29 protein-coding genes are annotated in these 26,197 nt (G+C 45.4%); 21 read left to right on the top strand and 8 right to left on the bottom strand.

Features of this window, described 5'->3' with window-relative positions; translation table 11 throughout:
- Positions 1 to 134 precede the first annotated feature (134 nt).
- Both ACRRS0_RS20515 and ACRRS0_RS20510 read right to left on the bottom strand, forming a co-directional pair.
- Positions 135 to 1,219 (bottom strand): IS3 family transposase gene (locus ACRRS0_RS20515; RefSeq protein ID WP_432451743.1). Its coding sequence is split into 2 segments (ribosomal slippage): positions 135 to 970 and positions 970 to 1,219, totalling 1,086 coding nucleotides; the frame shifts between segments, so codons are not numbered across the junction.
- Between the two features lie 365 nt (positions 1,220 to 1,584).
- Positions 1,585 to 2,478 (bottom strand): dihydrodipicolinate synthase family protein, encoded by an 894-nt coding sequence (locus ACRRS0_RS20510; RefSeq protein ID WP_432455747.1) that lies wholly within the window; start codon positions 2,476 to 2,478, stop codon positions 1,585 to 1,587.
- Positions 2,479 to 2,615: 137 nt separating this feature from the next.
- Here ACRRS0_RS20510 and ACRRS0_RS20505 point away from each other — a divergent pair, with 137 nt between their 5' ends.
- The 11 genes from ACRRS0_RS20505 to ACRRS0_RS20455 all read left to right on the top strand — a co-directional run bounded on the left by ACRRS0_RS20505 (position 2,616) and on the right by ACRRS0_RS20455 (position 14,816).
- Complete coding sequence (locus ACRRS0_RS20505; RefSeq protein ID WP_432455748.1) at positions 2,616 to 3,914, top strand: aminotransferase class I/II-fold pyridoxal phosphate-dependent enzyme; 1,299 nt, start codon at positions 2,616 to 2,618, stop codon at positions 3,912 to 3,914.
- A 200-nt stretch (positions 3,915 to 4,114) separates the two neighbouring features.
- Complete coding sequence (locus ACRRS0_RS20500; RefSeq protein WP_432455749.1) at positions 4,115 to 5,365, top strand: hypothetical protein; 1,251 nt, start codon at positions 4,115 to 4,117, stop codon at positions 5,363 to 5,365.
- Positions 5,366 to 5,637: 272 nt separating this feature from the next.
- On the top strand, positions 5,638 to 6,156 hold the full coding sequence (locus ACRRS0_RS20495) for a hypothetical protein (protein ID WP_432455750.1): 519 nt from the start codon (positions 5,638 to 5,640) through the stop codon (positions 6,154 to 6,156).
- A gap of 329 nt (positions 6,157 to 6,485) precedes the next feature.
- Positions 6,486 to 7,319, top strand: a complete 834-nt coding sequence (locus ACRRS0_RS20490) for a ParA family protein (protein ID WP_432455751.1) — start codon at positions 6,486 to 6,488, stop codon at positions 7,317 to 7,319.
- Positions 7,309 to 7,794: a hypothetical protein gene (locus tag ACRRS0_RS20485; protein ID WP_432455752.1), complete on the top strand. Its 486-nt coding sequence runs from the start codon at positions 7,309 to 7,311 to the stop codon at positions 7,792 to 7,794. The genes ACRRS0_RS20490 and ACRRS0_RS20485 overlap by 11 nt, the downstream gene beginning before the upstream one ends.
- Positions 7,795 to 7,805: 11 nt before the next feature.
- The gene (locus ACRRS0_RS20480; protein ID WP_432455753.1) at positions 7,806 to 8,516 is read left to right on the top strand and encodes a hypothetical protein; all 711 of its coding nucleotides are present in this window, start codon (positions 7,806 to 7,808) and stop codon (positions 8,514 to 8,516) included.
- Between the two features lie 1,106 nt (positions 8,517 to 9,622).
- Positions 9,623 to 10,264, top strand: a complete 642-nt coding sequence (gene lexA / locus ACRRS0_RS20475; protein WP_432455754.1) for a transcriptional repressor LexA — start codon at positions 9,623 to 9,625, stop codon at positions 10,262 to 10,264.
- A 349-nt stretch (positions 10,265 to 10,613) separates the two neighbouring features.
- The gene (gene coxB, locus ACRRS0_RS20470) at positions 10,614 to 11,681 is read left to right on the top strand and encodes a cytochrome c oxidase subunit II (protein WP_432456132.1); all 1,068 of its coding nucleotides are present in this window, start codon (positions 10,614 to 10,616) and stop codon (positions 11,679 to 11,681) included.
- Positions 11,682 to 11,784: 103 nt separating this feature from the next.
- Complete coding sequence (gene ctaD, locus ACRRS0_RS20465; protein ID WP_432455755.1) at positions 11,785 to 13,374, top strand: cytochrome c oxidase subunit I; 1,590 nt, start codon at positions 11,785 to 11,787, stop codon at positions 13,372 to 13,374.
- A gap of 1 nt (position 13,375) precedes the next feature.
- Positions 13,376 to 13,957, top strand: coding sequence for a cytochrome c oxidase assembly protein (locus tag ACRRS0_RS20460; RefSeq protein WP_432455756.1), 582 nt, complete (start codon positions 13,376 to 13,378; stop codon positions 13,955 to 13,957).
- Complete coding sequence (locus ACRRS0_RS20455; protein ID WP_432455757.1) at positions 13,941 to 14,816, top strand: cytochrome c oxidase subunit 3; 876 nt, start codon at positions 13,941 to 13,943, stop codon at positions 14,814 to 14,816. The genes ACRRS0_RS20460 and ACRRS0_RS20455 overlap by 17 nt, the downstream gene beginning before the upstream one ends.
- Positions 14,817 to 14,824: 8 nt before the next feature.
- Here the strand turns inward: ACRRS0_RS20455 and ACRRS0_RS20450 are convergent, their stop codons facing one another.
- Positions 14,825 to 15,028 carry a DUF2909 family protein gene (locus tag ACRRS0_RS20450; RefSeq protein ID WP_432455758.1) on the bottom strand — a complete coding sequence of 68 codons (204 nt, stop codon included), beginning with the start codon at positions 15,026 to 15,028 and terminating at the stop codon, positions 14,825 to 14,827.
- Here ACRRS0_RS20450 and ACRRS0_RS20445 point away from each other — a divergent pair.
- From ACRRS0_RS20445 to dinF, 6 genes are all read left to right on the top strand, one after another.
- Entirely contained in the window at positions 15,021 to 15,749 is a 729-nt protein-coding gene (locus ACRRS0_RS20445; RefSeq protein WP_432455759.1) for an SURF1 family protein, read from the top strand. The two genes, ACRRS0_RS20450 and ACRRS0_RS20445, sit on opposite strands and share 8 nt — an antisense overlap.
- Entirely contained in the window at positions 15,746 to 15,877 is a 132-nt protein-coding gene (locus tag ACRRS0_RS20440) for a hypothetical protein (protein ID WP_432455760.1), read from the top strand. Before ACRRS0_RS20445 ends, ACRRS0_RS20440 begins: the two co-directional genes overlap by 4 nt.
- Positions 15,874 to 16,398: a hypothetical protein gene (locus tag ACRRS0_RS20435; protein WP_432455761.1), complete on the top strand. Its 525-nt coding sequence runs from the start codon at positions 15,874 to 15,876 to the stop codon at positions 16,396 to 16,398. The genes ACRRS0_RS20440 and ACRRS0_RS20435 overlap by 4 nt, the downstream gene beginning before the upstream one ends.
- Positions 16,399 to 16,428: 30 nt before the next feature.
- A complete protein-coding gene (locus ACRRS0_RS20430) occupies positions 16,429 to 17,451 on the top strand; it encodes a COX15/CtaA family protein (protein ID WP_432455762.1) in 1,023 nt (340 codons plus the stop codon).
- On the top strand, positions 17,420 to 18,331 hold the full coding sequence (gene cyoE / locus ACRRS0_RS20425) for a heme o synthase (protein WP_432455763.1): 912 nt from the start codon (positions 17,420 to 17,422) through the stop codon (positions 18,329 to 18,331). Before ACRRS0_RS20430 ends, cyoE begins: the two co-directional genes overlap by 32 nt.
- 159 nt (positions 18,332 to 18,490) lie before the next feature.
- The gene (gene dinF, locus ACRRS0_RS20420; RefSeq protein WP_432455764.1) at positions 18,491 to 19,834 is read left to right on the top strand and encodes an MATE family efflux transporter DinF; all 1,344 of its coding nucleotides are present in this window, start codon (positions 18,491 to 18,493) and stop codon (positions 19,832 to 19,834) included.
- Positions 19,835 to 20,011: 177 nt separating this feature from the next.
- Here dinF and trmL read toward each other — a convergent pair whose 3' ends face one another.
- The 3 genes from trmL to ACRRS0_RS20405 are packed head-to-tail and all read right to left on the bottom strand — an operon-like array spanning position 20,012 to position 22,529.
- A complete protein-coding gene (gene trmL, locus ACRRS0_RS20415) occupies positions 20,012 to 20,476 on the bottom strand; it encodes a tRNA (uridine(34)/cytosine(34)/5-carboxymethylaminomethyluridine(34)-2'-O)-methyltransferase TrmL (RefSeq protein WP_432455765.1) in 465 nt (154 codons plus the stop codon).
- A gap of 26 nt (positions 20,477 to 20,502) precedes the next feature.
- Complete coding sequence (locus tag ACRRS0_RS20410) at positions 20,503 to 21,840, bottom strand: ATP-binding protein (protein ID WP_432455766.1); 1,338 nt, start codon at positions 21,838 to 21,840, stop codon at positions 20,503 to 20,505.
- Positions 21,841 to 21,842: 2 nt separating this feature from the next.
- On the bottom strand, positions 21,843 to 22,529 hold the full coding sequence (locus tag ACRRS0_RS20405; RefSeq protein WP_432455767.1) for a response regulator: 687 nt from the start codon (positions 22,527 to 22,529) through the stop codon (positions 21,843 to 21,845).
- A gap of 159 nt (positions 22,530 to 22,688) precedes the next feature.
- Here ACRRS0_RS20405 and ACRRS0_RS20400 point away from each other — a divergent pair, with 159 nt between their 5' ends.
- The 3 genes from ACRRS0_RS20400 to cysE all read left to right on the top strand — a co-directional run bounded on the left by ACRRS0_RS20400 (position 22,689) and on the right by cysE (position 24,982).
- Positions 22,689 to 23,216, top strand: coding sequence for a Spy/CpxP family protein refolding chaperone (locus tag ACRRS0_RS20400; protein WP_432455768.1), 528 nt, complete (start codon positions 22,689 to 22,691; stop codon positions 23,214 to 23,216).
- A gap of 46 nt (positions 23,217 to 23,262) precedes the next feature.
- Positions 23,263 to 24,165 carry a cation diffusion facilitator family transporter gene (locus ACRRS0_RS20395; RefSeq protein WP_432455769.1) on the top strand — a complete coding sequence of 301 codons (903 nt, stop codon included), beginning with the start codon at positions 23,263 to 23,265 and terminating at the stop codon, positions 24,163 to 24,165.
- Between the two features lie 91 nt (positions 24,166 to 24,256).
- Positions 24,257 to 24,982, top strand: coding sequence for a serine O-acetyltransferase (cysE, locus tag ACRRS0_RS20390; RefSeq protein ID WP_432456133.1), 726 nt, complete (start codon positions 24,257 to 24,259; stop codon positions 24,980 to 24,982).
- A gap of 1 nt (position 24,983) precedes the next feature.
- Here cysE and ACRRS0_RS20385 read toward each other — a convergent pair whose 3' ends face one another.
- Complete coding sequence (locus ACRRS0_RS20385; RefSeq protein ID WP_432455770.1) at positions 24,984 to 25,202, bottom strand: DUF1653 domain-containing protein; 219 nt, start codon at positions 25,200 to 25,202, stop codon at positions 24,984 to 24,986.
- Between the two features lie 190 nt (positions 25,203 to 25,392).
- Here ACRRS0_RS20385 and zapB point away from each other — a divergent pair, with 190 nt between their 5' ends.
- The gene (zapB, locus tag ACRRS0_RS20380; protein WP_432455771.1) at positions 25,393 to 25,599 is read left to right on the top strand and encodes a cell division protein ZapB; all 207 of its coding nucleotides are present in this window, start codon (positions 25,393 to 25,395) and stop codon (positions 25,597 to 25,599) included.
- A gap of 19 nt (positions 25,600 to 25,618) precedes the next feature.
- Here the strand turns inward: zapB and rraA are convergent, their stop codons facing one another.
- Positions 25,619 to 26,107: a ribonuclease E activity regulator RraA gene (gene rraA, locus ACRRS0_RS20375; RefSeq protein ID WP_432455772.1), complete on the bottom strand. Its 489-nt coding sequence runs from the start codon at positions 26,105 to 26,107 to the stop codon at positions 25,619 to 25,621.
- Between the last annotated feature and the right edge of the window lie 90 nt (positions 26,108 to 26,197).

The raw sequence follows: 26,197 nt of genomic DNA, 5'->3' as shown, positions 1-26,197 counted from the left end.
TCAATAACGTAACTTTGATAACTGCAAGATGTATTACATAAATCAAGCCAAAACGACACTTATAGGAACAACCCAAGAAATAAACTAGACACCCAGGTAATCCTCCCATTATTAACCGCATTTATTCGTAGAATTCATGCTGCCGTTTTTAGTGGTGGGAACCCTCCATTTGCAAGGTGTGGTCGTTGATGATTGTAGAACCATAACCATTGGGTCGCCCGATCTTGAACATCTTCAAGTGTGTCAAACAAATACTTACTCACTAAGCCAAACCTCATAGTACGGTTGAACCTTTCTATATAGGCGTTTTGTTGTGGGTTTCCTGGCTGAATATAATCGATTCGAATGTCGTGGTTGTTGGCCCATTTAATAAACGCATGGCTAATGAACTCAGGACCATTGTCGCAGCGGATCGCAACAGGTTTGGTTCGTTGTTCGATGAGCTGCTCTAAGATCCGAGTGACTCGTACTGTGGGCATTGAAAAATCAGGTTCTGACGCCAGACCTTCACGTTTGTAATCATCTATCACATTGAATAAACGGTACTTCCGGCCATCAGATAGCTGATCATGCATAAAGTCCACGGACCAAACTTGGTTTGTTTTAATCGGCTCTTTAAGAGGCTCTGGCGTATGGCGATTCAGGCGTCGTTTTGGCCTAATACGTAAGTTTAGAGCCAATTCGCAGTAGATCCGATAAACCCGCTTATGGTTCCATGTATACCCTTTAACGTTCCGCAAATGGTGAAAACACAGGCCAAAGCCCCAGTCAGAGCAGTCTTCACTGTTGCACAGCGTTACTAACTCCTGAGCTATCAACTCATTCTCAGGTTGAAGCTTCGATTTATAGCGATAGCAGGTCTCGCTGATCCCAAACCAATAGCATGCACTTTTAATGCTGATGTGATAGTTCGCCACCGAACGCTGAGCCATCAATCGACGCTCACAGGGCTTCACCACTTTTTTGCCATCGCCTCTGAGATCACCTCTGCTTTAAGGCGTTCTTCCGCATACATCTTTTTAAGCCGTCGATTTTCATCTTCGAGTTCTTTCATCCGCGCCATAAGGGATGCGTCCATACCGCCGTATTTCGAACGCCACTTGTAAAAGGTTGCGTTGCTCATTCCATGCTCACGACAGAGCTCAGGAACAGGTGTACCAGCCTCAGCCTGCTTGAGAATAGATAAGATCTGACTGTCCGTGTAACGTGACTTTTTCATGTTGAATCTCCTGTATTTACTATACGAGAAAATTCTACTTTTGCATGGGATTAATTTTCGGGGGGATTACCAAATCGCCATAGCGTGAGTTAAACGATCGCTTGTTAAGCAGATTTCCCCACTCTTTGTTTATAAGAAGTAGAACATGCACTTTCTCTTTTCTCTGCACTGCTGCATCATATACGGTAGCCGTTAGATCACATGGCTTCGTTGTCTTGTGCCAACTCGCCTCCAGCCTACGCAGCACCTCTCGCCGTTCTGGCAAAGCAAGCTAGGCTGAAGTACAGATACAACAAAGTCTTATCACTTTGAACCTTTGCTGTTGTGCTACGAATATCGTCCATATACTTTCCCTACAGTGAGCGTTAAGCGAGCTCGAGCTCTGAAATCAGCTTTTGCACAACGAGCTTGGATTGACTGTTTAGTCCGGTCAAAGGAGCTGGTAGACACGGGGATTCGGCATAGCCCAATAGTTCAGCAGCACTTGCCATTACGCGCATTCCACCGAGATTATCTGAGAACAGTTGCCACAGTTGGTCATATTTTAGGGAGAGTTGTTTCGCTTGCTCAGGGGTGCAAAGTTTCGCTTGCTCAAACAGATGTTGAGCCGTTCTTGGGAACAAACCGGCTAGAACGGAATACCAAACATCACATCCGGATTGAATGCCATTAGAAGCAAAGGCGTCACCACTAATGCCAATCGTGACATTGTCTGGCACAAGTTTTTTCAGCTGCTGAACTCTGCGTTGGCCCTGATCTTCAAATTGCATCCCTGGGAACTTGATTGACTGCACCATTTTCAGCTTTGCGACCTCTGCATGGAGCTGGTCACTAAAGGTAAAGTGAGTGGCGGCTGGGTTGTCATATACACAAATCGGGATCGAAACACTTTCAGATACACGGCGATAGAGTTCATAGACTTCCTCATCGAATAGCCGTTGATAAGAAATTGGCGCGAGTAAAAGTCCTTTGGCTCCGAGCTGCTCCGCTTGCTCAGCATTCGCGAGCACATCCCTTAATCGCAAAGACCCGATGCCGACCAAGACGGGAATATCTCCCGCCATTTCGACAGCAGTTGAGATCGCATGATGTTTTTCTTGTGCGTTTAAATAAGGATATAAACCTGTCGAGCCTAACGCACATATAGAGTCTACTTGTGCATCGATTAATCGACCTAGAACCTGACTATATGCGGTAACATCCACTCGCTCATCCGGCATTGGGGTAATAGGGAAAGCACTGATTCCATTAAATATCATAGATAAATTCCTTTCATTACGTGTGTTTATAGAGAGCTAAGAGACAATAATGAAAAAACCACTAACAAGTGATATCTTAGTTATAGTCATAAAACTTTATTGTCATGGTTTGATATAAATATTGTCATAGGACAAAGATGAAGGTCAAGATAAAAGGGCAAACCGGACAGGAATTATTTGAGTCTGTCCGTTGTTCAATTGCGTCGGGGCATCTCAAAGAGGGGGACGCGCTGCCACCTGTAAGAGAGCTCGCAGCAGAAGTCGGTGTTAATAGAAATACTGTTGCAGGCGTATATCAGCGCCTTGTAAAATCAGGTCTCGCCGAGACTAAAGGCCGTTTAGGGACGCGTGTGAAATCTCGCCATTCAACCCAACAACAAGACGGCATAACAGAAACGAAATTAATGGATCTTGCTGACGGTAACCTCCGTAAAGAGTGGTTTCCAAGCCTTGACCAATTAGCTGCAAAAGCGCAATTAAGACAATTTGTGTATGGTGAAGCGCCCATTTTGCCTGAAATTGATCAGTTTGGTCGTGAATGGTTCAAGGACGTATGTCCGGCCAATATGGGCCTTTCGATAACAAGTGGTGCGGTTGATTCATTGGAACGCCTGATGTCGGCCCATCTATTACCTGGTGATCAAGTTATAGTCGAAGACCCTTGTTATCTGGGGTCATCGACGGCAATCAAGTTGGCAGGTATGCATCCAGTCGGGGTTAGCATTGACTCAGATGGGATGGTCGCCGATGAACTTGAATCCAAACTCAGCAAAGGTGCTCGTGCGGTACTGATTACCCCAAGAGCGCACAACCCGACGGGATGCTGTTATAGCAAACAACGAGCAGAAGCGATTCGAGAAGTTCTCAGTCGCTATCCAAATGTACTGGTGTTAATCGATGATCACTTCGCATTACTTGCTGAGCAACCTTACTACAATTTAATTCCCGAAAACTCATTGTATTGGGGTGTTTTTCGCTCAGTCTCAAAAGGGCTGGGACCGGATCTCAGGCTTGCTTTCGTAGCGGCTGATCCAGTTACAACTGAACGCCTTCAAAGCCGACTGACTATTGGTATGAACTGGGTGAGTCGTATCCTGCAATCTTTAGTTATCACCGCACTGAAATCTGACAGTATCGACCAGCAGCTTCAAGTGATGAGCCAACACTGTAGACAAAGGAACCAATGGTTGATTGAAGCACTTGCAGCGAATGGATTATCTATTCAAGGTCCTGTTGAAGGTGTAAATTTGTGGGTTCCGGTCAATGGTGACCCTCAAGCCAGCGCATACGAGCTATCTAAGCATGGTTGGTTGGTGAGACCTGGTAGTCAGTTTGACATTGATGGGAAAGCGCTTGGATTACGAGTGACTACAACTAAACTTAGCCAAGAGCTTGCTTTGCAGTTAGCTAAAGATATTGTGCAGGCTCATAACTAACTTTGTGTAAGTGGATTTAAACACTTGGATACATAGTATCGACTACAGAATGCAGTCTTTTAACATACATAAATTGAAAATGCCTAGGTTGTGTATAAACGAAGTAGTGACACTAATTAACTAATGCCGCTGCATCTGAGCGTAGTTGATATGTTACAAAATCAATGAATTTTTTGAACATCAGGCAGTTTAGGCTCTATATGAAGAAACTAATTGTACCGTCATTCATCGCATTATTAGCTGGCTGTCAAGTCACGCCTAACCAGCTTACATCTGATATTGATGTGAGTTCCAACTTCAAAGAGACTAATATCCCTGTTGGTACTTACGTTTTGGCAATCAACAGCTACAATGATGAACAAGATATTCAGAACCAGACATATGGTCCATCAATTGAGTGTGCGAAATACATCATCAACGACTTGACCAAATACGGTTTCAAGCGCGTTTACAACCAGCAGAATGCTGATTACATCATAGGTTTCAACTGCAACTTTAAAGTGTTCATTCACGATGAAGGTTATACAGCAGAAGCTAACTATGGTGATGACTTTAAAACTAGCAATTCACGTATCATTTCCACGACTGGAGCAGGTTCTCTAAATGTTCACTCGAACTCTATTGACACAAAAATAACCTCATTCGACATTAAAAATGCTTCATCGAGTCATATTATCTCGACTGCTGGTATCGCGATTTATAAAAATCATGATGCATTCAGCTATCGTGATCGTGAACTACTTTGGGCAGGTTCAGCAATCAGTCAAAGCTTTAGCAGCCAAAAAGATAAGCGTGTTGCTAACAATAAAGATTTGATTCAATCAGTGTTGACACAGTTCAATAATAAAGAAAATTCGGGTGACTTCCACGGCCACCCGAACAAGGTTATTACACTACCTTACTTAGCTGATACCAACTCAATTAATGAAGAACAAGCCAACAAACCATTTTTGTACACAATGGAAGTAGATTGGAATAAACGTAACCAAGCTCTCGGCTATAACGAATACTTCTACAAACCGTGGCAGACAATTTACGACGGCGGTAAACGGATTGTGTATAAAGGTGAGAAGGACGATTTGCTTGCTATCTCTACTGAATCATTCGTAAACGAGGGTAAAGGGGGGGTAGTAACGTTAACGTTTGGATGTCCGAGTAAGTCCCCAATACTTTCTATTATCTTTAGAAAAGAGAGCCTAGATGTAGGTTCGCTTTATGACGTGTACATCTATGACGGATATGAGCACAGTAAAATTAAGGTACAAGCTTCAGCGACTGATCACAGTCTAGTGTTTGTAGCTACTAGCGAAATCATTGAAGTGTTAGCTTCTGGTAACGGTAGAAACAAAGATTATGTAACAGTCGTACTTCCAGATCTAAATAAAGAAATTGAATTTCGCAAAGAAGGTTTCGAAGAAGCTATGACGATTGCCTATCCCGAATGTAATTAATCAAATTATCTAGGTGTCACGCCTATCTGTTTTTACTTTATAGCTTGGTGCTTTAGGGATAAGGGCGGGAGCCACTACCCAGCACTCAATACCGTTCTTAACTAAATGACGGTGTAACCAAAATTCACAAGGGCCAGCTTCATAAACCACGCAAAGATGAGTAGCCAAGTCTTTGTATTTTTTGATAAGTTTGTTGATACCTCCTACTTTATGAAGTGGCAAATCTTGTAAGATCGCAATATACAAATGCTATACATCACAAGGAGAGTTTTGTGTCTGATATGGAGTTATTGGTTGAAGCGGTTAACAACCTTGGGAATCCAAAACTAACAGATTTTGTAACACTGGGAGTTGCTTTGATTTCCTTAGTTATTTCCGTGGTTGCTTTGTGCTTCACAAAGAATCAAAGAGATATCAGTCAAAGGGTTGAGCGTCTAAAGATTCATATAGAGCTATTGGATATTTTGCATTATCTTAAGCATTACAATGGCTCTTGCGATGATTCTTCCGAGGAGTATTTTAGTCGTTTGCTTAAACTTAAGGCCCTTTCAAAATCTGCATACTCAGAAGAGGCTTCAAACTTTATAAATACAGTTCTAACCAATATGCATAACATGCCGGTTCGGTATGCTGCTTGCCTGGAAGAGGTTTCAGAGGAAACAGCAAGAGCCCTAGAAGCTATGGGGGTTGATCCAAATATTCATGATGCCTTAGCCTGTCAGTATTTTGAGCTAAAGAGATTCTTCCAAGAAACAGCTTTTGTAGAGTTTGAGCGCCTATTTCCGGTGTAAGTGGTGCATAGCAGTCACATCAAGTCGCTCTTTGAAAAGTGCGGACAGGGGACCTCAAGACTAGGCGGTATCCCGTTTTGTGCTCGCCTAGCTTTAAACCAAATGCAGCTAGTTTTATCGCTACAGCAAAAAGTTGTGAGCTCTAACTCATTTATGCCCCATTCTAAGCTAGAACGGTTCTGTATCTCATTTCCATACGAGATTATTTGACCTACTTTTTCTTATGTAACAAAGTGTCTATGGATTAGGTGGCGATTCAATTGTATGTTTGTGAAGTACCTGTGTATGGAAGTGTGAAGTGAAAATCAATGTAAATAAAGGAAGTTATTTTGAAGGTTATTAGTTTAATAAACATGAAAGGTGGTGTTGGTAAAACAACATTATCAGTAAATATTGCAGATAGCTTATCGCGTAGATACAACAAAAAAGTATTGATCGTAGATATTGATCCTCAGTTTAACGCTACTCAATGTCTTTTCACTCCTGAACAATACATGAACCACCTAAAAGAAAAAAAAGAAACTATCACTGATCTCTTTGATAAGGAAACTAAAATCAGTGTTAGTGTGGTCAATGGCGCATCTAAAAACACTGCGAAAATACTCGCAGATATAGAGCCAGTAAAAGTAAAAAATAATCTATGGTGTTTGCCCGGAAATTTAGAGCTGTACAGGTTAGAGATTGCACCCGGTGAAGGACGTGAAAATAGACTTAAAAAGTACCTTCAAAGCAATCAGGAACAATTTGATTATGTAATAATAGATACACCACCAACGCCATCTTTATGGATGACAAGCGCATTAATAGCATCAGATTATTACTTAATACCTGTTAAGGCAGATCCCATTTCCTTAACAGGGATAGATTTGCTGAATAATATTGTAAGAGAAAAGAAAGACGACCTTGATCTCTCTATCAAGTGTATTGGCTTAGTTTTAACTATTACAGAGAAAGGTACAAGAGTATATAATTCTGCTAAAAGCACTATCGCTTCGAACTCAAGGTGGGGTAGTTTAATTTACAATAGAGAATTACCTAAGCGTACGGAAGTAGCAGGTAAACAATTAAACAACTTTATTTTAGATTTGAGTGACACAGCAATTAAAACCGCTCTGTCGGGCATTGTAGATGAAATGCTTACAAGGATAGACGATGAAAGTTAGAGATAAAAACAAAGTCTTACAAGCCGCTAACTTTATTGAAGAGCTAGCTTGGCTGTTGAATTCTAAGAAAAAAGTAGATCTCGAAAGTATTTCAGAGCTGCTCCGTAGTCAAATTGAACCTGCTAAGTCAGTAATTCCTGAGGTTCAACAGGTCAATAAAATGAAACATTATATAGGTGTTTTGCCATTTCTCCTGCAGGACAAAGAGTTGTTTAGGACAAACATGGATATTGTAGAGTTTGCAGAAAACCTATTTAGTATCAAAATGTCTAGAAATGATCGACGTTCTCGATACGAGTTAATTGGCTTTATTGTTACAGAGATTACAAAAGTAGACAAAGATAAACTATTAACTGTGATGGATGCATTATCCGTGTTGACGGAAAGTGACGACAAGTTAATTCAATTCAAAAAATCTCGTAATGATATAGATTTCTCTTGGAATGAAGCGATTTCAAAATTAAATGAATCTTGATAGGTAATTGAATGTCTAGAGAGTTATCAGCTGACTTAGAACAGTTAGTCAGATTTATAAAAAACTATAACCTTCAAGGCCTTGCTGAAAACACAGCTATGTTGCCTATTATTTCCAAAATACATAAAAAATATTTTTCCCTATTAGCTTTGTTAGTTGAGCTTAATAGCCAAGATCTCGACAATAACGGCTTTAACAATAATGATGATTGTAAAAACTATCTCTTTGAGTCTTTGTCTGATTTAGGGAACAGCTTTTTTCTTACCTTTAATGGTGGGTATAAGGCTTCTAGGCTAATGTTGCGGAGTTCAATTGAGACTTTTGCAAAAGGAATTTCAGTGGAAGAACTGCCAGACATAACTTCTGAAAAGCGTGTGTACAAAATATTTGAAGAGGCTTCTAAAATTAGTTTGTTTTCAGATGAACCTCTTAAATCATGCTTTAATGACATAAAAAAACAGTATTCTGATTTATGTGAGGATACTCATACTGCCCGAAAATCAAACATGCAACACATATCCGCTCTAAATTATTTTCCTGCCCAAGATGTTGAAAACGCGAGGGAAATTTCGGACATATTTGTATCGCTGACACAATCTTATATTTTTATTATTTCAATGAAATTTAATCAACAATTTCATCAAATACACCATGTTAACAAGTCCAATATAATGAAGGCTATAAAGAAAAGTAACCGTCCTGTGGTATTAAACGTACTTTAATTTAAACAACGCATATAATCGGGTAGCCGGAGGTGTCTAACCTCCAGCCCCCACAACACCCTGCATGCGGCTCCGCACAGGGCGTTTCCTGAAAACGGTTAAAATACAACGGCCGATTAGCTCCTTTGCATTCCAATGATGGCTTCTGTTTTTTGCGCCATGACTCCTCAGTCCGGTCGGATACGGAGACAATGAGCTGCACAGGCTCCTCATTGATTTTCAGGTTCAGGCCTTCACCATGTCCCAACCATTACGATGGGCGTTGGGCTACTATGCCGTCTGCTGACTTCTGCTTAATCACCGTTTGAGTTACCCCAAATAGCGCTATCGTTGTTCATCGTATTTGCTCACTTAAGTTGATGAGACTTAAGTGCCAGGCCTGTTTGAGCTAGCGGCCAAGCTAGTGAGTTTAACGATCGCCTGTTAAGCAGATCTCCCCAGATAAGAACATGTACTGTCTCTGCACTGCTGCATCATTTACGGTGGCCGTTAGATCACATGGCTTCGTTGTCTTGTGCCAACTCGCCTCCAGCCTACGCCTCATATGATGTTCTTGTTCATCAGCTCGCAGATTTGCGTCCGGCTTCCTTCAGACATTCCCTCGCGGCAATGCCCTTGCCATTCGCTAGTAGTTAGCGTTTAATAATCAAAATATTATTAAACGGTGACCTTCCTACAGAGGACTTTCACCTCATTAGTTCATGCCCATGCTGGGCGTACACAAAAAGCTGCACCTGACATCTTTTGCTACGCTCAATTGTGTATGTCGTGTAGCTCCATTTTGCAAAATTGCTCTCCGCAAAAACTGCAGGTGAGCTTGGCGTTACCTTCCCATACTTTAACTAATCCGTTATATCCTAATTTAGTAATGTAACTGACAAACTTATGTCCAAAAATGAGTTGGCTAGACTTTTCGTATCCTTCTTTATCCCAACCTCTGCTTATTTGTGATGGCGTCACAAAATATCGGGTGTAGTTTCAAAGTAGCGGTAAGAGTTCCAATGAAACTGAAACCTACACTTAAGCTGTTGATTCGAGATAAAACCTTGCTTCATTAATCATGCTGTATATACTAACAGTGTGCTGTATAAACTTACAGGTAGATTATGAAACCCTTAACGCCCCGTCAAACCGAAGTGTTTGAATTGATCCGTCGTAACATTCAAGACACAGGCATGCCGCCAACTCGCGCTGAAATCGCCAAAGAGCTGGGCTTTCGCTCGGCCAATGCTGCCGAAGAACATTTACGCGCCTTAGCTAAAAAAGGGGTGATTGAGATGATCCCCGGCGCTTCGCGCGGGATCCGTATTAGCGAAGACCATTTACCTGCTAATGCCGCGAATGACGAGCCAGAAGAAATCGGCTTGCCGCTGATTGGACAAGTGGCCGCAGGTGCCCCTATTTTGGCACAACAACATGTTGAGTCGCACTATGCGGTCGATGCTAATTTGTTTCATCCGCATGCCGATTATTTATTGCGGGTGCAGGGCATGAGCATGAAAGACATCGGAATTATGGATGGCGATTTATTAGCGGTGCATAAAACCAACGATGTGCATAATGGTCAGGTGGTGGTGGCGCGCTTAGACGATGAAGTCACTGTGAAGCGCTTTCAACGTGACGGGAAAATGGTCTACCTTCATCCCGAGAACGAAGCACTTTCAACTATCGAAGTTGATTTAGAGTATCAAAGTGTTGATATTGAAGGTTTAGCGGTGGGGATCATCCGTACCGCAGACTGGATGTAGTTACTCCCTAAAACTAAGTTCCCTTCTTTTTAAAGCCCAAATTATAGCAATTTGGGCTTTTGTCGTTTACTTCACAGCTTTTATTTTAAATGTCTATATTTATAACATTATCTTTACAATTATTTAACTAAGCGTCTATTTTATAAGCAGTAAGGTATTTTAATTGCGAAGCCTTGCTGCTTTGGGAAGGGAGTTTTCCCTTATTTTGCGGCCACTTTATTATTGTAAGCAGCGATGTTTGCAGTGAAGTGACCGGCCTTGGCTACGAGCAAAGGAGAGCGCTGTGGGCCGATGGATACCGCTAGTATTGCTGGCATGTTGGGTGAATCAAGCATGGGCGCAACAAACGATGTCGTTCAATTTACGCCCTGGTGTCACCGCCATTAGTGAGCAGGTTTACGGCTTGCACATGACTATTTTTTATATATGTTGTGTCATTGGGCTGGTGGTGTTTGGGGTGATGTTCTGGGCGATTTTTCATCATCGAAAGTCCAAGGGAGCCGTTGCCGCACAATTTCATGAGAGCACCAAAGTTGAAATTGTCTGGACGATAATTCCCTTCATCATTTTAATCGGCATGGCGATTCCTGCCACAAAAACCTTATTAGCGATGGAAGATCCTTCCGATGCCGATCTCACTATTCAAGTCACTGGTTCGCAGTGGAAGTGGCACTACCGCTATTTTGATCATGAGCTGGAATACTACAGCGTGTTGGCCTCGGATATGAAGCAAGTACAGGGCAAGCTTGCTAAGCGCGATAACTACTTATTGGAAGTAGATCATCCACTGGTGCTGCCAGTCGGCAAGAAGGTTCGTTTTTTAATGACTTCGGAGGATGTGATCCACTCCTGGTGGGTACCCGACTTTGCGGTCAAAAAAGATGCTAATCCGGGTTTTATTAACGAGGCCTGGACCAAAATTGACCAGCCGGGGATTTACCGCGGCCAATGTGCCGAACTTTGCGGTAAAGACCACGGCTTTATGCCGATTGTGGTGATTGCCAAACCTCAGGAGGAGTACCTTGCTTGGTTGGCTCAGGCCGAAGCCGCTTATGTAGAGAAGCAGCAACAAGAGTTGGCCATGGTGGCGTTGACCATGGATAACGAGGAGCTGATGTCCTTAGGCAAAAGCGTTTATGAGAAGACTTGCGCCGCCTGCCACCAAGCCAATGGAGAAGGCCTGCCAGGGGTATTCCCAGCCTTAAAAGGCAGCCCAGTTGCGACCGGTGATGTGAACCAACATATCGACATGGTGGTGCATGGGGTGGCAGGAACCGCGATGCAGGCCTTTGGTAAGCAACTCGGTCTGAAAGAATTAGCGGCAGTTATTAGCTACGAGCGGAATGCTTGGGGGAATGATACGGGCGATATGGTGCAGGCTAAGGATGTCGCGGCAGTACAAGACGCGGCCAAGTAGCCATGGTTGGATAAATCGATTGGTGATAGCGGAACGACTAAGGACGTTGCCATGTTCAAGTACGACACGACGCGGCGCAATAGGCAATAGAAGGGAGAGTTAGATGAGCGCGACCACGGAGCTTAACCCGCAACAGGTAGAACATCACCACGCACCGCGTGGCCTATTGCGCTGGGTATTAACCACCAACCACAAAGACATTGGCTCAATGTATTTGTGGTTTAGCTTTGCCATGTTTATTACCGGCGGCGCGATGGCGATGGTGATCCGTGCAGAGCTATTCCAGCCGGGCCTGCAATTGGTGGAGCCAAACTTTTTTAATCAAATGACCACCATGCACGGCTTAATCATGGTGTTTGGCGCGGTGATGCCCGCCTTTACTGGCTTAGCTAATTGGTTGGTACCGATGATGATTGGCGCTCCCGATATGGCCTTGCCTCGTATGAATAACTGGAGCTTTTGGATCTTACCCTTCGCTTTTACCATGTTATTAGCCTCGTTATTTATGGAAGGGGGCGGGCCCAACTTTGGTTGGACGTTTTACGCGCCACTTTCCACCAAATATAGTCCCGATAGCACCGCCTTATTTGTGTTTTCAGTACATATCATGGGGATCAGCTCCATTATGGGCGCGATTAATGTGATTGTGACCATCATGAATTTGCGTGCCCCCGGTATGACTTATATGAAATTACCCTTGTTCGTTTGGACTTGGCTGATCACCGCCTTCTTGTTGATTGCGGTGATGCCGGTGTTGGCGGGAGCTGTGACCATGGTGCTTACCGATAAATACTTCGGCACTTCGTTCTTCGATGCCGCAGGCGGGGGCGATCCAGTATTGTTTCAGCATATTTTCTGGTTCTTCGGCCACCCCGAAGTCTACATCATGATTTTGCCTTCATTTGGCATTATTTCGGCGATTATTCCCGCTTTTTCTCGGAAGAAACTCTTTGGTTATGCATCGATGGTGTATGCCACTGCCTCGATTGCCGGTTTAAGTTTTGTGGTTTGGGCCCACCATATGTTTACCACGGGGATGCCGGTGGAAGCCGAGTTATTCTTTATGTTTTGTACCATGCTGATCTCGGTGCCAACCGGGGTTAAGGTCTTCAACTGGGTTGCCACCATGTGGCGCGGCAGTCTCACTTTTGAGACCCCGATGCTATTTGCCGTGGCCTTTATCGTACTTTTTACCATTGGCGGTTTCTCTGGTTTGATGCTGGCGATTACGCCAGTGGATTTTCAATACCATGATACTTATTTTGTGGTGGCGCATTTTCACTATGTGTTGGTGACGGGGGCTATCTTCTCGATTATGGCGGCCACCTATTATTGGCTGCCGAAATGGAGTGGCAAGATGTATGACGAGGGGCTGGGGCGCTTGCATTTTTGGTGCTCGCTGATATCGGTGAATGTATTGTTTTTCCCGATGCACTTTCTTGGTTTAAGTGGTATGCCGCGGCGTATTCCCGACTATGCGCTGCAATTTGCCGATGTGAATGCCATCGTCAGTATTGGTGGTTTCGCCTTTGGTTTGTCACAATTTATCTTCCTGTATCTGGTGATCAAGTGTATTCGCAGCGGTGAGCCTGCGCCAGCGAAGCCTTGGGAAGGCGCGGAAGGTTTAGAGTGGGATAATTTGCCATCACCTGCGCCCTACCATAGTTTTACTACGCCGCCGGAGATTAAATAACATGGCTGCCCACCGCCGTTTAGTGCTTCGGCTGCTATTGGTGGTGGTGGCGATGTTCGGCTTTGGTTTTGCTTTGGTTCCGCTTTACGATGTGTTTTGTAAGGTGACAGGGATTAATGGTAAAACCGCCAATCAGGCCAGTGAGTTAAGTACTATTGCGCCTCAGAAACGCAGTGTCACGGTGGAGTTTATCACCTATGTACCACGCGCCTTAAATTGGCAATTTGGCCCGACGGTAAATCGAATTAAGGTTCACCCAGGGGAAAGCCTATTGGTTGACTTTAGTGCGACCAATCAGAGTGCTCAGACTACCACGGTGCAAGCGGTGCCTTCGGTCAGCCCCGGTTTGGCGGCCAATCATTTTAAAAAGATCAGCTGTTTTTGTTTTCAACAGCAAACGCTTGCCCCGGGACAGCGGCAAACGATGCCGCTGAATTTTTATATCGATCCAGAGTTACCCAGAGACATTACCACCATCACTTTGGCTTACACCCTATTTGCGCTTAGCGCGAATGAGCCGGAGCTGAGCAATACGGCGCAACAGCGTGCCGATGGAGAGCAGAGCAATGACGCAGCCTTATGAAAAATATTATGTTCCCGCCCAGAGCGTGTGGCCAATCATGGGGGCTGTGGGCTTATTTTTAACTGCGATGGGTGCGGGCTTTACAGTACAACAAATGGGCTCAGAACTTAACTATGGTTTGTGGATCTTGGGCTGTGGTTTTGTGGTGCTGATTAGCATGCTGTTTGGCTGGTTTGGCAATGTGATTAGCGAAAGCATGCAAGGCCACTATAGCGCGCAAATGGATCGCTCGTTTCGCCAAGGCATGAGCTGGTTTATTTTCTCTGAGGTGATGTTTTTTGGTGCCTTCTTTGGCGCTTTGTTTTATGCCCGAATGATTGCGGTGCCGTGGCTTGGCGGTGCCGGCAATAATGCCATGACCGCAGCGGTATTGTGGCCTGAGTTTGAAGCTATTTGGCCATTACTCGATACCCCTGGGGGGATCCAAACTGAGGCCATGGGTTGGTACGGCTTACCATTGTTGAACACACTTATTTTGGTGACATCTTCAGTTACCTTGCATTTCGCTCATGTCAGTTTAGAAAAAGATAAACGCACGCCCTTGAAGTTGTGGTTAGCCCTCACCTTGGTATTGGGCTTTTCCTTTTTGTTTTTTCAAGTTGAAGAATACCTACATGCCTATCAGGAATTGGACTTGCGTTTAGACTCCGGTATTTACGGTAATACTTTCTTCTTGCTCACTGGTTTTCACGGTTTACACGTCACCCTTGGTGCCTTGATGTTAACGGTGATGCTGCTGCGGGTTTTAAAGGGGCATTTTAGTGGCGATAAACATTTTGCGTTTATGGCGGCCAGTTGGTATTGGCACTTTGTTGATGTGGTGTGGTTGTGCCTATTTCTATTTGTTTACGTGTTGTAAGTGTCCGTTTAGTAGGGGCGAGGATGAGGTTGAATAAGGCCAGTGGCGAGGGCAAGTAAGATCAGGGCGATAATTAGCACGCTGAATAGCAAACGTCGCCCAAGGTAATGACTCATTGGTTTATCACCGCCTTTAAGCATTACCCGCAGCGCCATCAGCATATTAAGCATCACAATTAGGATAAATACGGTAATCACTATTTTTATGAACATCACTAAGCTCTCTTCATCGATGAATAAAAAACCAGTGTCTTATCGGCTACTGTCGTTTGTTGTGCTGATGGTGGCGCTCATCGCACTTATGCTCAAGCTTAGCTTATGGCAATGGCAACGGGCGGAGCAAAAGCAAGTTTTGTTAGATCAGTATCAGCAGCAATCACAGCAAATTATTAGTTTAGCTGAGGCGGTGGCGCAGGGCGGCAAGGCTTTTCAATTAGTGACCCCGGGCGAGCTTAAAGTGCTTGGTCCGCGCCTATGGTTAGACAATCAAATTCAGCAGGGCCGAGTGGGTTACGATTTATATTCATTGGCGCAAACTGCACAAGGTAAGGTTTTGATCCGCCAAGGCTGGCAACCAGCCAGTTATGATCGCCAGCAACTGCTGTGGCCAGTCGAGGGAGATCAGCAGGCCGAAGTTTATCGACTTCGATATATTAGCTTACCAATATTGGCCAATTCACAGCAGTGGTTAGAGGTATTACCACAAGGTTTACGCGCTCAGCAGCTCAACCTCGCGGGTCTTGCCCAGCAATGGGGAATTCACTTACTGCCGTTTATCTTGGATCGCCAAATTGACACTTCGCCGCAACAGTTAATTGCAATGCCCGTGCAAAAGCATCAGGCCTATGCCTTGCAATGGCTATTGATGGCGGTAGTGGCGTGCGGCTTTAGTATTTACTTCCTTAAACGTAGCTACGGAAAGGAGTCGCGATGAGCAGCCAATCGCAAACCATGCTCAAGTTAGCGGCAGTATTCTTGTTGCCGCTGCCTGTAAATGGCAGGGCTGACAGCTTGTTCAATATTGATTTCATCAAACGCAGTTATGTGAAGGAGTTGCGATGATCAGCCAACAGAAAACTATGCTCAAGTTAGTGGCGGTGTTTTTAGTGCCGATACTGTTGGCTTGGTTAGTGCTAAAAATGGGGTGGTTTGAGCGGGGCACCTTAAGCCATGGCGAATGGCTAGAGCCGCCAGTGCAACTGAGTGATTATCCGCAGGGGAAGTGGTCGATTGCGCAGGTGGTGGCCAAACCCTGTGAGCAGGATTGTCTGCAGCAATTTCAGCTGCTCTCCAAGGCTTGGATGGCTTTAGGGATAGCCAAGCAAAAGACCCAGCGCTTGGCTTTGCTGACCAAGGCCGCCGCTTTAGATGAAGCTTCGAGCTTGGTTGAGGGGACCCAGATTGCTGCATTGAGCTTGGCCAATAACCAGCAGCAAGCTTGGGCACAATACGATCAACGCTGGTTGGTGGTCGATCCCACAGGCTGGGTCATTATGAGCTATCAGCCGCAGCAAGGTTATACGCAGGTAAAGGGGCTTATTTCCGACCTGCAGCGTTTGATTAAAAACTCCCGTTACCAATAAAAGAGAGGGGCTGAGCAGAGGAGGATGACAATGCAAAAAGGATTAATGGCTGCAATGTTATTGGCCCTAGTGGTGATTGGCCTTGGCGCTTTTACCCGTCTCACCGATGCGGGTTTGGGTTGCCCGGATTGGCCTGGTTGCTACGGGCATTTTGCGGTGCCGCAAACTGAAGCACAATTACAGCATGCAGCGGTCCATTTCCCCGAGCGTCCCTTAGAAAGACAGAAAGCTTGGCATGAAATGATCCATCGTTATTTTGCCGGTGCGCTGGGTTTATTAGTGTTGGCTTTAGCGGGCTGCGCTTGCTGGCGCAAACAACAGCGGGGCATCGCTTTGTTGGTTTGCTTGTTGATTGGTTTTCAAGCTATTTTGGGGATGCTCACCGTTACCAAGGGCTTAATGCCCTTAATCGTAATGGGTCATTTGCTGGGGGGCTTCTCGGTGTTAGCACTATTGTTTTGCTGGTATCACCGGGTTAAATATCCGCCTGCTAAACCGCGCTCGCGGATCTGGCCGCTGGTTTTGGGCTTGGCAATATTGGTGCTGCAACTGGCCCTTGGTGGCTGGACTTCGGCCAATTATGCCGCTATTTCTTGTCAGGGCTTTCCGCTGTGTCATGAAGACTGGCAGCAGCTTTATCAGTTAAAGGCCTTCGATCCCCTGCCTCATTCCCCTACCGGCAATTATGAATTTGGTGTATTGAGTCATCCCGAGCGGGTCACAGTGCATGTAAGTCACCGAATATGGGCTGGCGTTACCGCCTTATATTGGTTACTGCTTGCCATGAGTTATTTGCTACGCCCGAGCAGCGCGCTAGAGCGTCGCCGCGCCTCGCGTTTACTGTTGGTATTATTCACTCAGTTGGGGTTGGGGCTGGCCAATGTTTGGTGGCAGCTACCCTTGTTGGTGGCGGTGGCACACAACTTAGTGGCCGCGTTGTTGTTATTGAGTGCGCTGAGTCTGCTATTGGCGTGTTATCAAAAGGGCGGCGCGACTGCGCCGCGCGAGAAGGAGAGGCTTTATGGCGAAGTTGAATACCCTAAGCTGGTCTAAACCCTTAATCAATATTAATTGGCGAGCGCTGTATAAGCTGACCAAACCCAAGGTGGTGGCGCTGATTGTATTAACGGCTGTGGTCGGAGCCTGTTTAGCGACTTCTGGTTTACCGCCTTGGCAGGCCTTATTGCTGGGGAATCTTGGGATCGGTTTAATGGCGGCAGGCGCGGCGGCTTTTAATCACTACATCGATAGTGAAGCCGACGCCAAAATGGGGCGAACTCAGGGACGTCCGCTGCCCACTGGCGCAGTATCCAATTATTTGGCGCTACTATGGGCTTCGGCTCTGTCGGTATTGGGTTTTGTGCTGTTGTACTTTGGGGTTAATCCCTTGACCGCTTGGTTAACGGCCGCCAGTTTGGTGGGTTATGCAGTGGTTTATACCTTGTGGTTAAAGCGTGCCACTCCCCAAAATATCGTGATTGGTGGCTTAGCAGGAGCGATGCCACCTTTACTCGGCTGGACGGCGGTTAATAATAGTATTTCGGCTGAGCCTTTATTGTTGGTGATGTTGATCTTTACTTGGACACCGCCACATTTCTGGGCCCTTGCCATCGCCCGGCGTAAAGAATATGCCAAGGTGAATATTCCGATGTTGCCGGTGACCCATGGGGTGGCTTTTACCAAATTGTTGATCTTGATGTACAGCGTATTGCTGTTTGCAGTGGCTTGGTTACCATTTTTGGTCGGCATGAGCGGCAGCCTGTATTTGGCCTTCAGTTGTCTGTTGAACCTGCGCTTTATTCAACTCGCTTGGCGTTTATATGGCGGCGATAACCACACCGACGCGATGCGCCTATTCGGTTTTTCCATCGTGTATCTGATGTTGTTGTTTTTGGCCCTGCTCGCGGATCATTGGCTATTTTCCTTGTTATAGTCTGGGCTAAAGTCAAAGGCTGCCAGCCTTGATTTATCTTGGTTAAGTGTTAGGACGATTGGGTGAGTGATTGCTTATTTGTCTTGATTCGGCTTTAAAAGTTGCTCCACTGCGGGGTAACTTTTACACTGAATTTTGGTTTATTAACGCTAAGTAGTCATGAGATCTGTCCGACTTAAGGCGATCGCCGCCATCGCTTTACCAATGATTTTATCGAACATTACTATTCCTTTGTTAGGCTTGGTGGATACCGCTGTAATTGGTCATTTAGACCAAGCGCATTATCTGGCTGGGGTTGCGCTGGGTTCAATGATGATCAGCCTGGTATATTGGCTATGTGGCTTTTTGCGAATGTCGACCACCGGGCTGGTTGCTCAGGCAGTGGGTTTGGTTGATATGACCGCGTTGCTGAAGGTCGCGTTGAGTTCGGTCTTACTGGCTGTGTTACTCGGTTGTTTATTAGTGTTGTTTCAGCAGCCAATTTTGTCTCTAGGCTTGAGTTTGGCTGGTGGTGGGGAACTTAGTTTGCACTACGCCGCCGAGTATTTTTCAACACGGATCTGGGGCGCCCCAGCGGCACTGCTAAATTTGGTATTGTTAGGTTGTTTACTGGGCTTACAAAATGCCCGTGCTCCAATGGTATTACTCATCATCGGGAATTCATTGAACATTGGCTTAGATCTTTGGCTGGTCTTGGGCTTGGATATGAAGGTGCAGGGCGCCGCCTTAGCCACTGTCATCGCCGACTACCTTAGTCTTGCTCTGGGCTTATATTTGTGCCGTCAATCCTTAACCCGCTTGGGGCTGAGTATGACCGACATTGCTACGGCACTCAGGGGCTTAGCCTTCGATCAATTTAGCCGTTTACTGCGTCTTAATCTGGATATTTTCTTTCGCTCTTTAAGTTTGCAGCTCTGTTTTGCTTTTATGACGTTTCAAGGCAGCCGGCTGGGTGAAAATATTGTGGCGGCCAACGCGGTACTGCTCAATTTTCTGATGTTTGTCTCTTTTGCTCTCGATGGGGTCGCCTATGCGGTGGAAGCCTTAGCGGGGAAAGCCAAGGGAGCTCAAGATAGAGCCCAGTTTGTTGGGGTGATAAACGATTGTTTACTGTTAGCCGCAATATTCGCCTTGTTGTTTAGTCTTAGTTTCTATTTATTTGGTCCCAGCTTAATCAATCTTCTCACCGATATTAGCGAGATTAGAGCGACCGCTAATCAATACTTGGCTTGGATGTTCGTGCTGCCTGTGGCCGCGGTATGGTGCTTTATTTTTGATGGCATCTTTATTGCGACAGCGGAAGGCAAAATGATGCGTAATTCTATGTTGTTGGCCAGTGTTGGGGTATTTTTCCCAGTATGGTGGTTGAGCCAAGATTGGGGGAACCATGCTTTGTGGCTCGCCATGTGCAGCTTTATGGCTGCCCGGGGCTTAAGTTTAGCCTACACTTATCGACTGGCCTTAAATCGACATTGGTGGTTTAAAGCCACGCCAGTGGGATGAATCTTCGGGGCCTAGCGACAACGGGATTTGACCGGTCAATGTTAATCCAGCCATCAATTGATGAGTGAGCAAGACGAGGATTTTGCAGCACTGTTACTGAGGGGAATACAACAGCAATAAACCACTCTCTGGTTGATTGCTGTTGTTGATTCATTTTCATTTCGCAGGGGTGGTTTGCTAAACCGCGTTGTGATATCCCAACTGACGCCAAGCCTCGTAGGCAAATACCGAAACCGCATTCGATAAATTCATACTACGGCTATTGGCTAACATCGGGATCCGTAATCGATAAGTGCTGTCAATTTGGCTTAAAATCGCATCGGGCAAGCCCCGCGTTTCTGGGCCAAACATCAGATAGTCATTCTCGGCAAATTGAAAGTCGCTATGAAACCCGCTGCCTTTGGTGGTGCAAGCCAACAAGCGTGCTGGTTGTTCGCTCTCTAGAAAAGCCTGATAGTTGGCATGGCGTTTCACTTCGGCAAATTCGTGATAATCCAACCCTGCGCGTTTTACTTTTTTGTCGTCCCAGGCGAAACCCAAGGGCTCGATTAGATGCAAACTGCAGCCACTATTGGCCGCTAAACGGATAATTGCGCCAGTGTTTTGCGGAATTTCGGGTTCAAATAGCACAATATTAATCATGGTCGGTCCCAGTCGTTGCAAAAGCGCTATTGTAGTGGCAAGCGTAGGCTAACTTCCAGCCCTTTACCGGAATGATTATGCGCACTAATACTGCCACCATGCTGGCGAATCGCCGATTCGGCAATCGCTAAGCCGAGGCCAACACCACCACTATCTCGATCGCGTGCTTCGCCACAGCGATAGAAGGGGCGGAAAATATTGTCTAACTCACTCTCGTCAATCCCCGGACCATCATCCCGGATGACAATGACTAAGTACTGTTGTTCGATGCTGGCCTCAAGCGTAACTTGCTGTTCGGCGTACTTTAACGCATTGCGGCAGATGTTTTCTAAGGCGGAGCTGAGTAATTGCGGGTAACAAAGCAAGCTTAAATGCTCAGGATATGTGGCCTTAAATTTCTTACTCAGTTGTTCCGCTTCGAAGTTGCAATCATCGACTAAATCAATCATGAGTTCATCGAGCTGAGCTTGCTGTCGTTGCGCGTTTACTTGCATTCTTGATAGGGATAATAAGGCGTTAATCATCTCGGCCAAACGCTGTGATTCACGTTCGATGCGTTCGACTTCGGCACTACTGCTTTGGCGTTTTTTGTGTAAAGCCAGCGCCATATTGAGACGGGTGAGTGGTGAACGCAGCTCGTGAGATATATCACTTAATAAACGTTGTTGGTTGCTAATCGCCTGATTCAGCGTGTCGACCATGCGTTGTAAACTTTCTGAGAGCTGACCAATTTCGTCACCGCGATTAATTTCTGGCAGCTGGGTGTCTAATTGCCCCCGTGACAGCTTGTTGGCAGCGCTCTGTAGCCGTTTGAGGGGACTCACAATATGTCGGGTCAGCAAGAAACACAGTGCCAGACTTAGCAGGATGGCTACCCCTGCGAGAACCCAGGGGGAAGAGCCGTGTAACGGGAGCAGGTTGTTCATGAGCTCTGGGCTTCGGCGGCGCTCGAGGTAAAGCAAGTAGGTTTTGTCATCCAAGGTGATTGCCCTTGGTCCGATAAACACCCGATCACGGTCGAGCATAATCCGTGGATTGTTGACCTGGTCGTGATTGGCAATAAAGCGGCGTATGGCGCGGTCTACTTGCGGATGATTTACCACCAGGCCTTGTTCATCGACCAGAAAAGGCATGGTAAAACGTCCGCCACTATGCGGGGCGGGGCGTTGATTGAAGGCTTTGTTCGGGTTGTTTTGGATCCGCTGTTCGAAGTCTTGTAAGTTTTTCAGTGCCCATTCCGGCGCCGCAAAGTTATCGGTGCTTACCAGTCGTGACATGTTAAATGCCACAAAGGCGGTTATCAGCAAAATTAACCAGAAGGACACGAATATTTTGACAAATAGATTATTGAGTAGTCGTTTCATGTTTACCACTCCAACCACATGTAACCTTTACCACGCACGGTTTTTATTCTTGGGAGTTGGTCTTTTCTTGGTGGGATTTTTTTTCTTAGATTGCTGATGTGCATATCTAAGCTGCGGTCGAAGGCCTGCAGCCGTTTACCTAATACGGTTTGATTCAGCTTATTCTTATCTAATAGTTGGCCTGGATGCTCCAGCAGTTGCTGCAACAACAGTAATTCAGTGCTGGTGAGGTCTAGTTCAACATCTTCACAATGCGCCTGTTGTTTGGCAACCGACAGTGTTAAGTCTTGATGGCAAATTAAATCGCCATGTGCTTCAGAGCTGGGCGCGTTTTGGGTGCGGCGCAAGATGGCTCGGATCCTTGCCAATAATTCCCGTTCACTAAATGGCTTGGCTAGGTAGTCGTCGGCGCCAAGCTCTAAGCCAAGGACTCGGTCAATTTCATCGCCTTTAGCGGTGAGCATTAATACCGGCTGTTGGCTGTCTTTGCGAAGCTCTTTTAAGACTTCGAAGCCATTTTTCCCAGGCATCATCACATCTAGTAGTACTAAATCATAACTTGTTTGTTGCAGTTGCTTTAAGCCGCTCAGACCATCGTTGCATACTTCACAGTCAAATCCTTCTAAGGTCAATAATTCGCCGAGTAATTCGGTGAGTTCTTTGTCGTCATCAATTAAAAGCAGCTTCACAGTTGATTCCTAGGTGATCATTGATAGCTAAAGTGTACAAAAATTCCTTGGCTTTGCGGATCTATCATAGGCTCATTTACATAGCTTTACACTTCCTTGCCATTAGTTTGCATTGGCCGCTATATACTGAAAATGTCTGAAACATACGAGGATTTAAAAATGAAAAAGCTACTTGTGACTACCTTACTTGGAACCCTGATTCTTGCCCCTGCTGCTTTTGCTGCCAATGGCAATCGACACGATGGTGAAGGTATGCGTGATAGAGATGGCCATCCGCGAATGCATTTAATGCGCGAACTTGATTTAACTGCTGCGCAGAAAGCACAAGTTAAAGAAATTATGCAGGCCAATAAGCCAAGCGGTGAGACAAAGCAGCGAGATGGTGAGCGAGCTCAGCGTAACATGATGCATCAGCAACATATGGCGATTGTGACTTCGGCTACTTTTGATGAAAACGCAGCCAAAAACTTACTTAAAAAAGAGCAAGAGAAGCATCAACAACGCGCTTTACATATGATGCGTTCGCAGAATGCGATATACCAAATACTGACTCCGGAACAACAACAGAAGTTCCAGCAGTTAACAGAACAGCGTATGGAAAAACGCGGGCAAATGAAAAAAGATGGTAAACACCAAAATTACCAACAAGGTGAAAAGCAACACAAAAACGCTAAAGCTAGCACTTAAGGGAGCAGCTTCTATACTTTACAAAACTTTCCCGTGAATTTGTAAAGTGGAAAAACAAAATTACCAGCGTTTAGTGACCCGCGCTACACAGCTTGCAAGCTGTGTAGCGTTGTTTTTATTACTGATAAAAAGTGGTGCCTATTTATATACTGGCGCAATTAGTATTTTGGCGTCGTTGATTGATTCACTCATGGACATTGGCATGTCCTTGGTTAATTTATTGGCGGTGCGTTACGCACTACAACCCCCCGATAAAGAGCACCGTTTTGGTCATGGAAAGGCTGAACATCTCGCGAGTATCGTGCAAGCTGCCTTCATTGTGGGTTCGGCTTTCATGTTGCTATATAGCGGTACGACCGAGTTAATGCGCCCGCAAGCTTTACAACACAGTCAGTTAGGTATTTGGGTCATGATCGTTTCTACTTTGATTACAATTGCCTTAGTACTTTTCCAAAAATATGTCGTTAAGAAAACTAATAACAGTTTAATTAAAGCTGATTCGATGCATTACGCGATGGATGTTTTTATGAATGTGGCAGTGCTTGTAGCCTTATTTCTTAGTCAATATGGATGGTATTGGGCCGATGGATTGTTTGCAGTGTTGATCGCCCTATATATTTGCTATGGTGCTTTTGGAATTGGTAAAGATGCAGTGCAAAATTTATTGGATAGAGAGCTTCCTCGGGCTTTCCAAGTTCAGGTTTATCAAATTGCTTTGAAGCTTGCTGGCGTGTTGGGAGTACATGATGTTAGAACTCGCCAGTCGGGTCAGACTAAATTTATTCAACTCCATCTGGAACTAGATGATAAACTCACCCTTTACCAAGCTCATGATATTGCCGATAAGGTAGAGGCGGCATTGTTAGCGCAGTGGCCAGAAGCCGATATCTTGATCCATCAGGATCCCCAGTCGGTGGTGCCAGAAGAAAAGAAACAACAGTTTTTGTAAGGTGAAGTAAGTGGCAAAGCTAAGGGACTATCAAATTAAACAAACGTTAGCCGAAACCGTTTGGTTGCAAATTCGTGATGAAGCGCACCGAATGGCTGAAGATGAGCCGATGTTATCCAGCTTCTTCTATTCGACGATTTTGAACCACCATACGCTGGCCTCGGCCTTGAGCTTCCAATTAGCAAGTAAGTTGGATAGCTCAACGGTACAGGCGATCTTGTTGCGTGAATTTATTGAAGAAGCTTTATTGGCTGATCCGAATATTTTGGAAGCAGTGGCGGCTGACATTGTGGCAGTGAAAGATCGTGACCCGGCAGTAAAATACTACGCGATCCCCTTGTTATATCTGAAAGGTTTTCATGCTTTACAGGGCTACCGTGTGGCAAATTGGTTGTGGCATCGTGGGCGCTTGGCATTAGCGCGTTATATGCAAAACCAAATCTCGGCGGTGTTTGCTGTAGATGTTCATCCGGCGGCCACCATCGGTAAAGGGATCATGTTCGACCATGCCACTGGCATCGTGGTGGGTGAAACCGCGGTGATTGAAGATGATGTATCAATCTTACAATCGGTGACTTTAGGGGGAACCGGGAAAGACCGAGGCGATCGACATCCAAAAGTTCGTCAAGGAGTGTTGATTGGTGCGGGTGCAAAGATCCTTGGCAATATTGAAGTGGGACGCGGCGCAAAAGTAGGGGCGGGTAGTGTAGTTCTCGAGGATGTGCCAGCGCATACCACGGTTGCTGGCGTACCAGCAAAGGTGGTGGGCAGACCCAGTTGTGAGATGCCAGCCATTGATATGGGGCAAAATATCTAATTTAGTCGGTGGCGGCGATATAGGCGAAGCGCGGCATTGTTTGGCCGTCCACAACGACCTCTTCAACAAACATATGATAGGGCCGAACCCACAGTTTACCTTCTCCGTATAAAGGTCGGTAAAGTACCAACTGTTCTTCGGTTTCAGAATGGGTCACGGTATCGATCACTTGGTATTCCGGACCTTTGTAATGTCGGTATCGACCTTTCTTTAATTTCATGTTTATAAATTCGACAACTAGTTAGGTAAATAGAGTTCTACCCTTGTTGGGCATAGATGACAAGAGTATGCTGCTTTAAAGTAAGTCTTTATCAATATGTGAACACGATTAGGGTTCATTTATCCATGAGGACTGACTGTAGATAGAATATCTAGAGTGAGGTTAACAACAGATTAACGGGAGTAGGTTGATGTCTTTTGACGTATTGGAAAAATTAGAAGCAAAGGTTCAAATTGCAGTCGATAGTATTGAATTACTACGTATGGAAATTGAAGAACTCAAAGAACAAAATAGTAAGCTGAGTGATGAGAATAGTCATCTGTTACAAGAACAACAAGCTTGGCAAGAACGCCTTACTGCCTTGTTAGGGCGTATCGAAGACGTTCAAGCCGAGTAAGCTTAAATTCGCTTGGACCTTATTCGATATCGAGTGGTTCAGGCGATAAAATCACGCCAGTGGTGTCGGCATAAATATGATCTTCCGGTAAAAAAGTGACGCCACCAAAATTGACCGGAATATTCACATCACCAGTTTCGTCTTCGGCGTCAGCACCAACAGGAATGGAAGCCAGTGCTTGGATCCCTATATCTAAATCTTCAAGCGCGTCCACATCTCGAACACAACCGTAAACAATAATGCCATCCCATTCATTTTCGGCTGCAGCTTCGGCGATGGTTACATCGAGCAAGGCGCGTCGCAATGAGCCGCCGCCGTCTATCAACAATACCCTACCGGTGCCAGGCTCCTGAACGACCTGAGCAATTAAGCCTGAATTTTCAAAACATTTGATGGTGGTAATTTCTCCCCCAAAAGAGTTTCTGCCACCATAACTGGCAAACATGGGTTCGACGACATCAACCGTATCTGCGTATAGGTCACAAAGTTCAGAGGTGTTATATTCCATGGTCTGGATCCTAAATTGGCCCGAGTTATCGCTACCAGTATAAACACTAAGTCGCGGTTTTCAATTAAGAAATAATAACTAAGCTAGAAA

The sequence above is a fragment of the Agarivorans sp. QJM3NY_29 genome, assembly GCF_050870835.2.
GTDB lineage: Bacteria > Pseudomonadota > Gammaproteobacteria > Enterobacterales > Celerinatantimonadaceae > Agarivorans.
Note: the sequence above shows the minus strand (reverse complement) of the source record. Positions and strands in the feature narration are given on the sequence as shown.

Bases quoted from the DNA above. Each gene is read 5' to 3' on its own strand.
- ACRRS0_RS20510 (WP_432455747.1), bottom strand. From the start codon at position 2,478: ATGATATTTAATGGAATCAGTGCTTTCCCTATTACCCCAATGCCGGAT.
- trmL (WP_432455765.1), bottom strand. From the start codon at position 20,476: ATGATTAATATTGTGCTATTTGAACCCGAAATTCCGCAAAACACTGGC.
- ACRRS0_RS20460 (WP_432455756.1), top strand. From the start codon at position 13,376: ATGGCTGCCCACCGCCGTTTAGTGCTTCGGCTGCTATTGGTGGTGGTG.
- ACRRS0_RS20445 (WP_432455759.1), top strand. From the start codon at position 15,021: ATGAACATCACTAAGCTCTCTTCATCGATGAATAAAAAACCAGTGTCT.
- dinF (WP_432455764.1), top strand. From the start codon at position 18,491: ATGAGATCTGTCCGACTTAAGGCGATCGCCGCCATCGCTTTACCAATG.
- ACRRS0_RS20385 (WP_432455770.1), bottom strand. From the start codon at position 25,202: ATGAAATTAAAGAAAGGTCGATACCGACATTACAAAGGTCCGGAATAC.
- zapB (WP_432455771.1), top strand. From the start codon at position 25,393: ATGTCTTTTGACGTATTGGAAAAATTAGAAGCAAAGGTTCAAATTGCA.
- ACRRS0_RS20485 (WP_432455752.1), top strand. From the start codon at position 7,309: ATGAAAGTTAGAGATAAAAACAAAGTCTTACAAGCCGCTAACTTTATT.
- ACRRS0_RS20440 (WP_432455760.1), top strand. From the start codon at position 15,746: ATGAGCAGCCAATCGCAAACCATGCTCAAGTTAGCGGCAGTATTCTTG.
- ctaD (WP_432455755.1), top strand. From the start codon at position 11,785: ATGAGCGCGACCACGGAGCTTAACCCGCAACAGGTAGAACATCACCAC.
- ACRRS0_RS20480 (WP_432455753.1), top strand. From the start codon at position 7,806: ATGTCTAGAGAGTTATCAGCTGACTTAGAACAGTTAGTCAGATTTATA.
- ACRRS0_RS20410 (WP_432455766.1), bottom strand. From the start codon at position 21,840: ATGAAACGACTACTCAATAATCTATTTGTCAAAATATTCGTGTCCTTC.
- cysE (WP_432456133.1), top strand. From the start codon at position 24,257: ATGGCTGAAGATGAGCCGATGTTATCCAGCTTCTTCTATTCGACGATT.
- ACRRS0_RS20400 (WP_432455768.1), top strand. From the start codon at position 22,689: ATGAAAAAGCTACTTGTGACTACCTTACTTGGAACCCTGATTCTTGCC.
- ACRRS0_RS20450 (WP_432455758.1), bottom strand. From the start codon at position 15,028: ATGTTCATAAAAATAGTGATTACCGTATTTATCCTAATTGTGATGCTT.
- coxB (WP_432456132.1), top strand. From the start codon at position 10,614: ATGTCGTTCAATTTACGCCCTGGTGTCACCGCCATTAGTGAGCAGGTT.
- lexA (WP_432455754.1), top strand. From the start codon at position 9,623: ATGAAACCCTTAACGCCCCGTCAAACCGAAGTGTTTGAATTGATCCGT.
- ACRRS0_RS20430 (WP_432455762.1), top strand. From the start codon at position 16,429: ATGCAAAAAGGATTAATGGCTGCAATGTTATTGGCCCTAGTGGTGATT.
- ACRRS0_RS20505 (WP_432455748.1), top strand. From the start codon at position 2,616: ATGAAGGTCAAGATAAAAGGGCAAACCGGACAGGAATTATTTGAGTCT.
- ACRRS0_RS20455 (WP_432455757.1), top strand. From the start codon at position 13,941: ATGACGCAGCCTTATGAAAAATATTATGTTCCCGCCCAGAGCGTGTGG.
- ACRRS0_RS20435 (WP_432455761.1), top strand. From the start codon at position 15,874: ATGATCAGCCAACAGAAAACTATGCTCAAGTTAGTGGCGGTGTTTTTA.
- rraA (WP_432455772.1), bottom strand. From the start codon at position 26,107: ATGGAATATAACACCTCTGAACTTTGTGACCTATACGCAGATACGGTT.
- cyoE (WP_432455763.1), top strand. From the start codon at position 17,420: ATGGCGAAGTTGAATACCCTAAGCTGGTCTAAACCCTTAATCAATATT.
- ACRRS0_RS20500 (WP_432455749.1), top strand. From the start codon at position 4,115: ATGAAGAAACTAATTGTACCGTCATTCATCGCATTATTAGCTGGCTGT.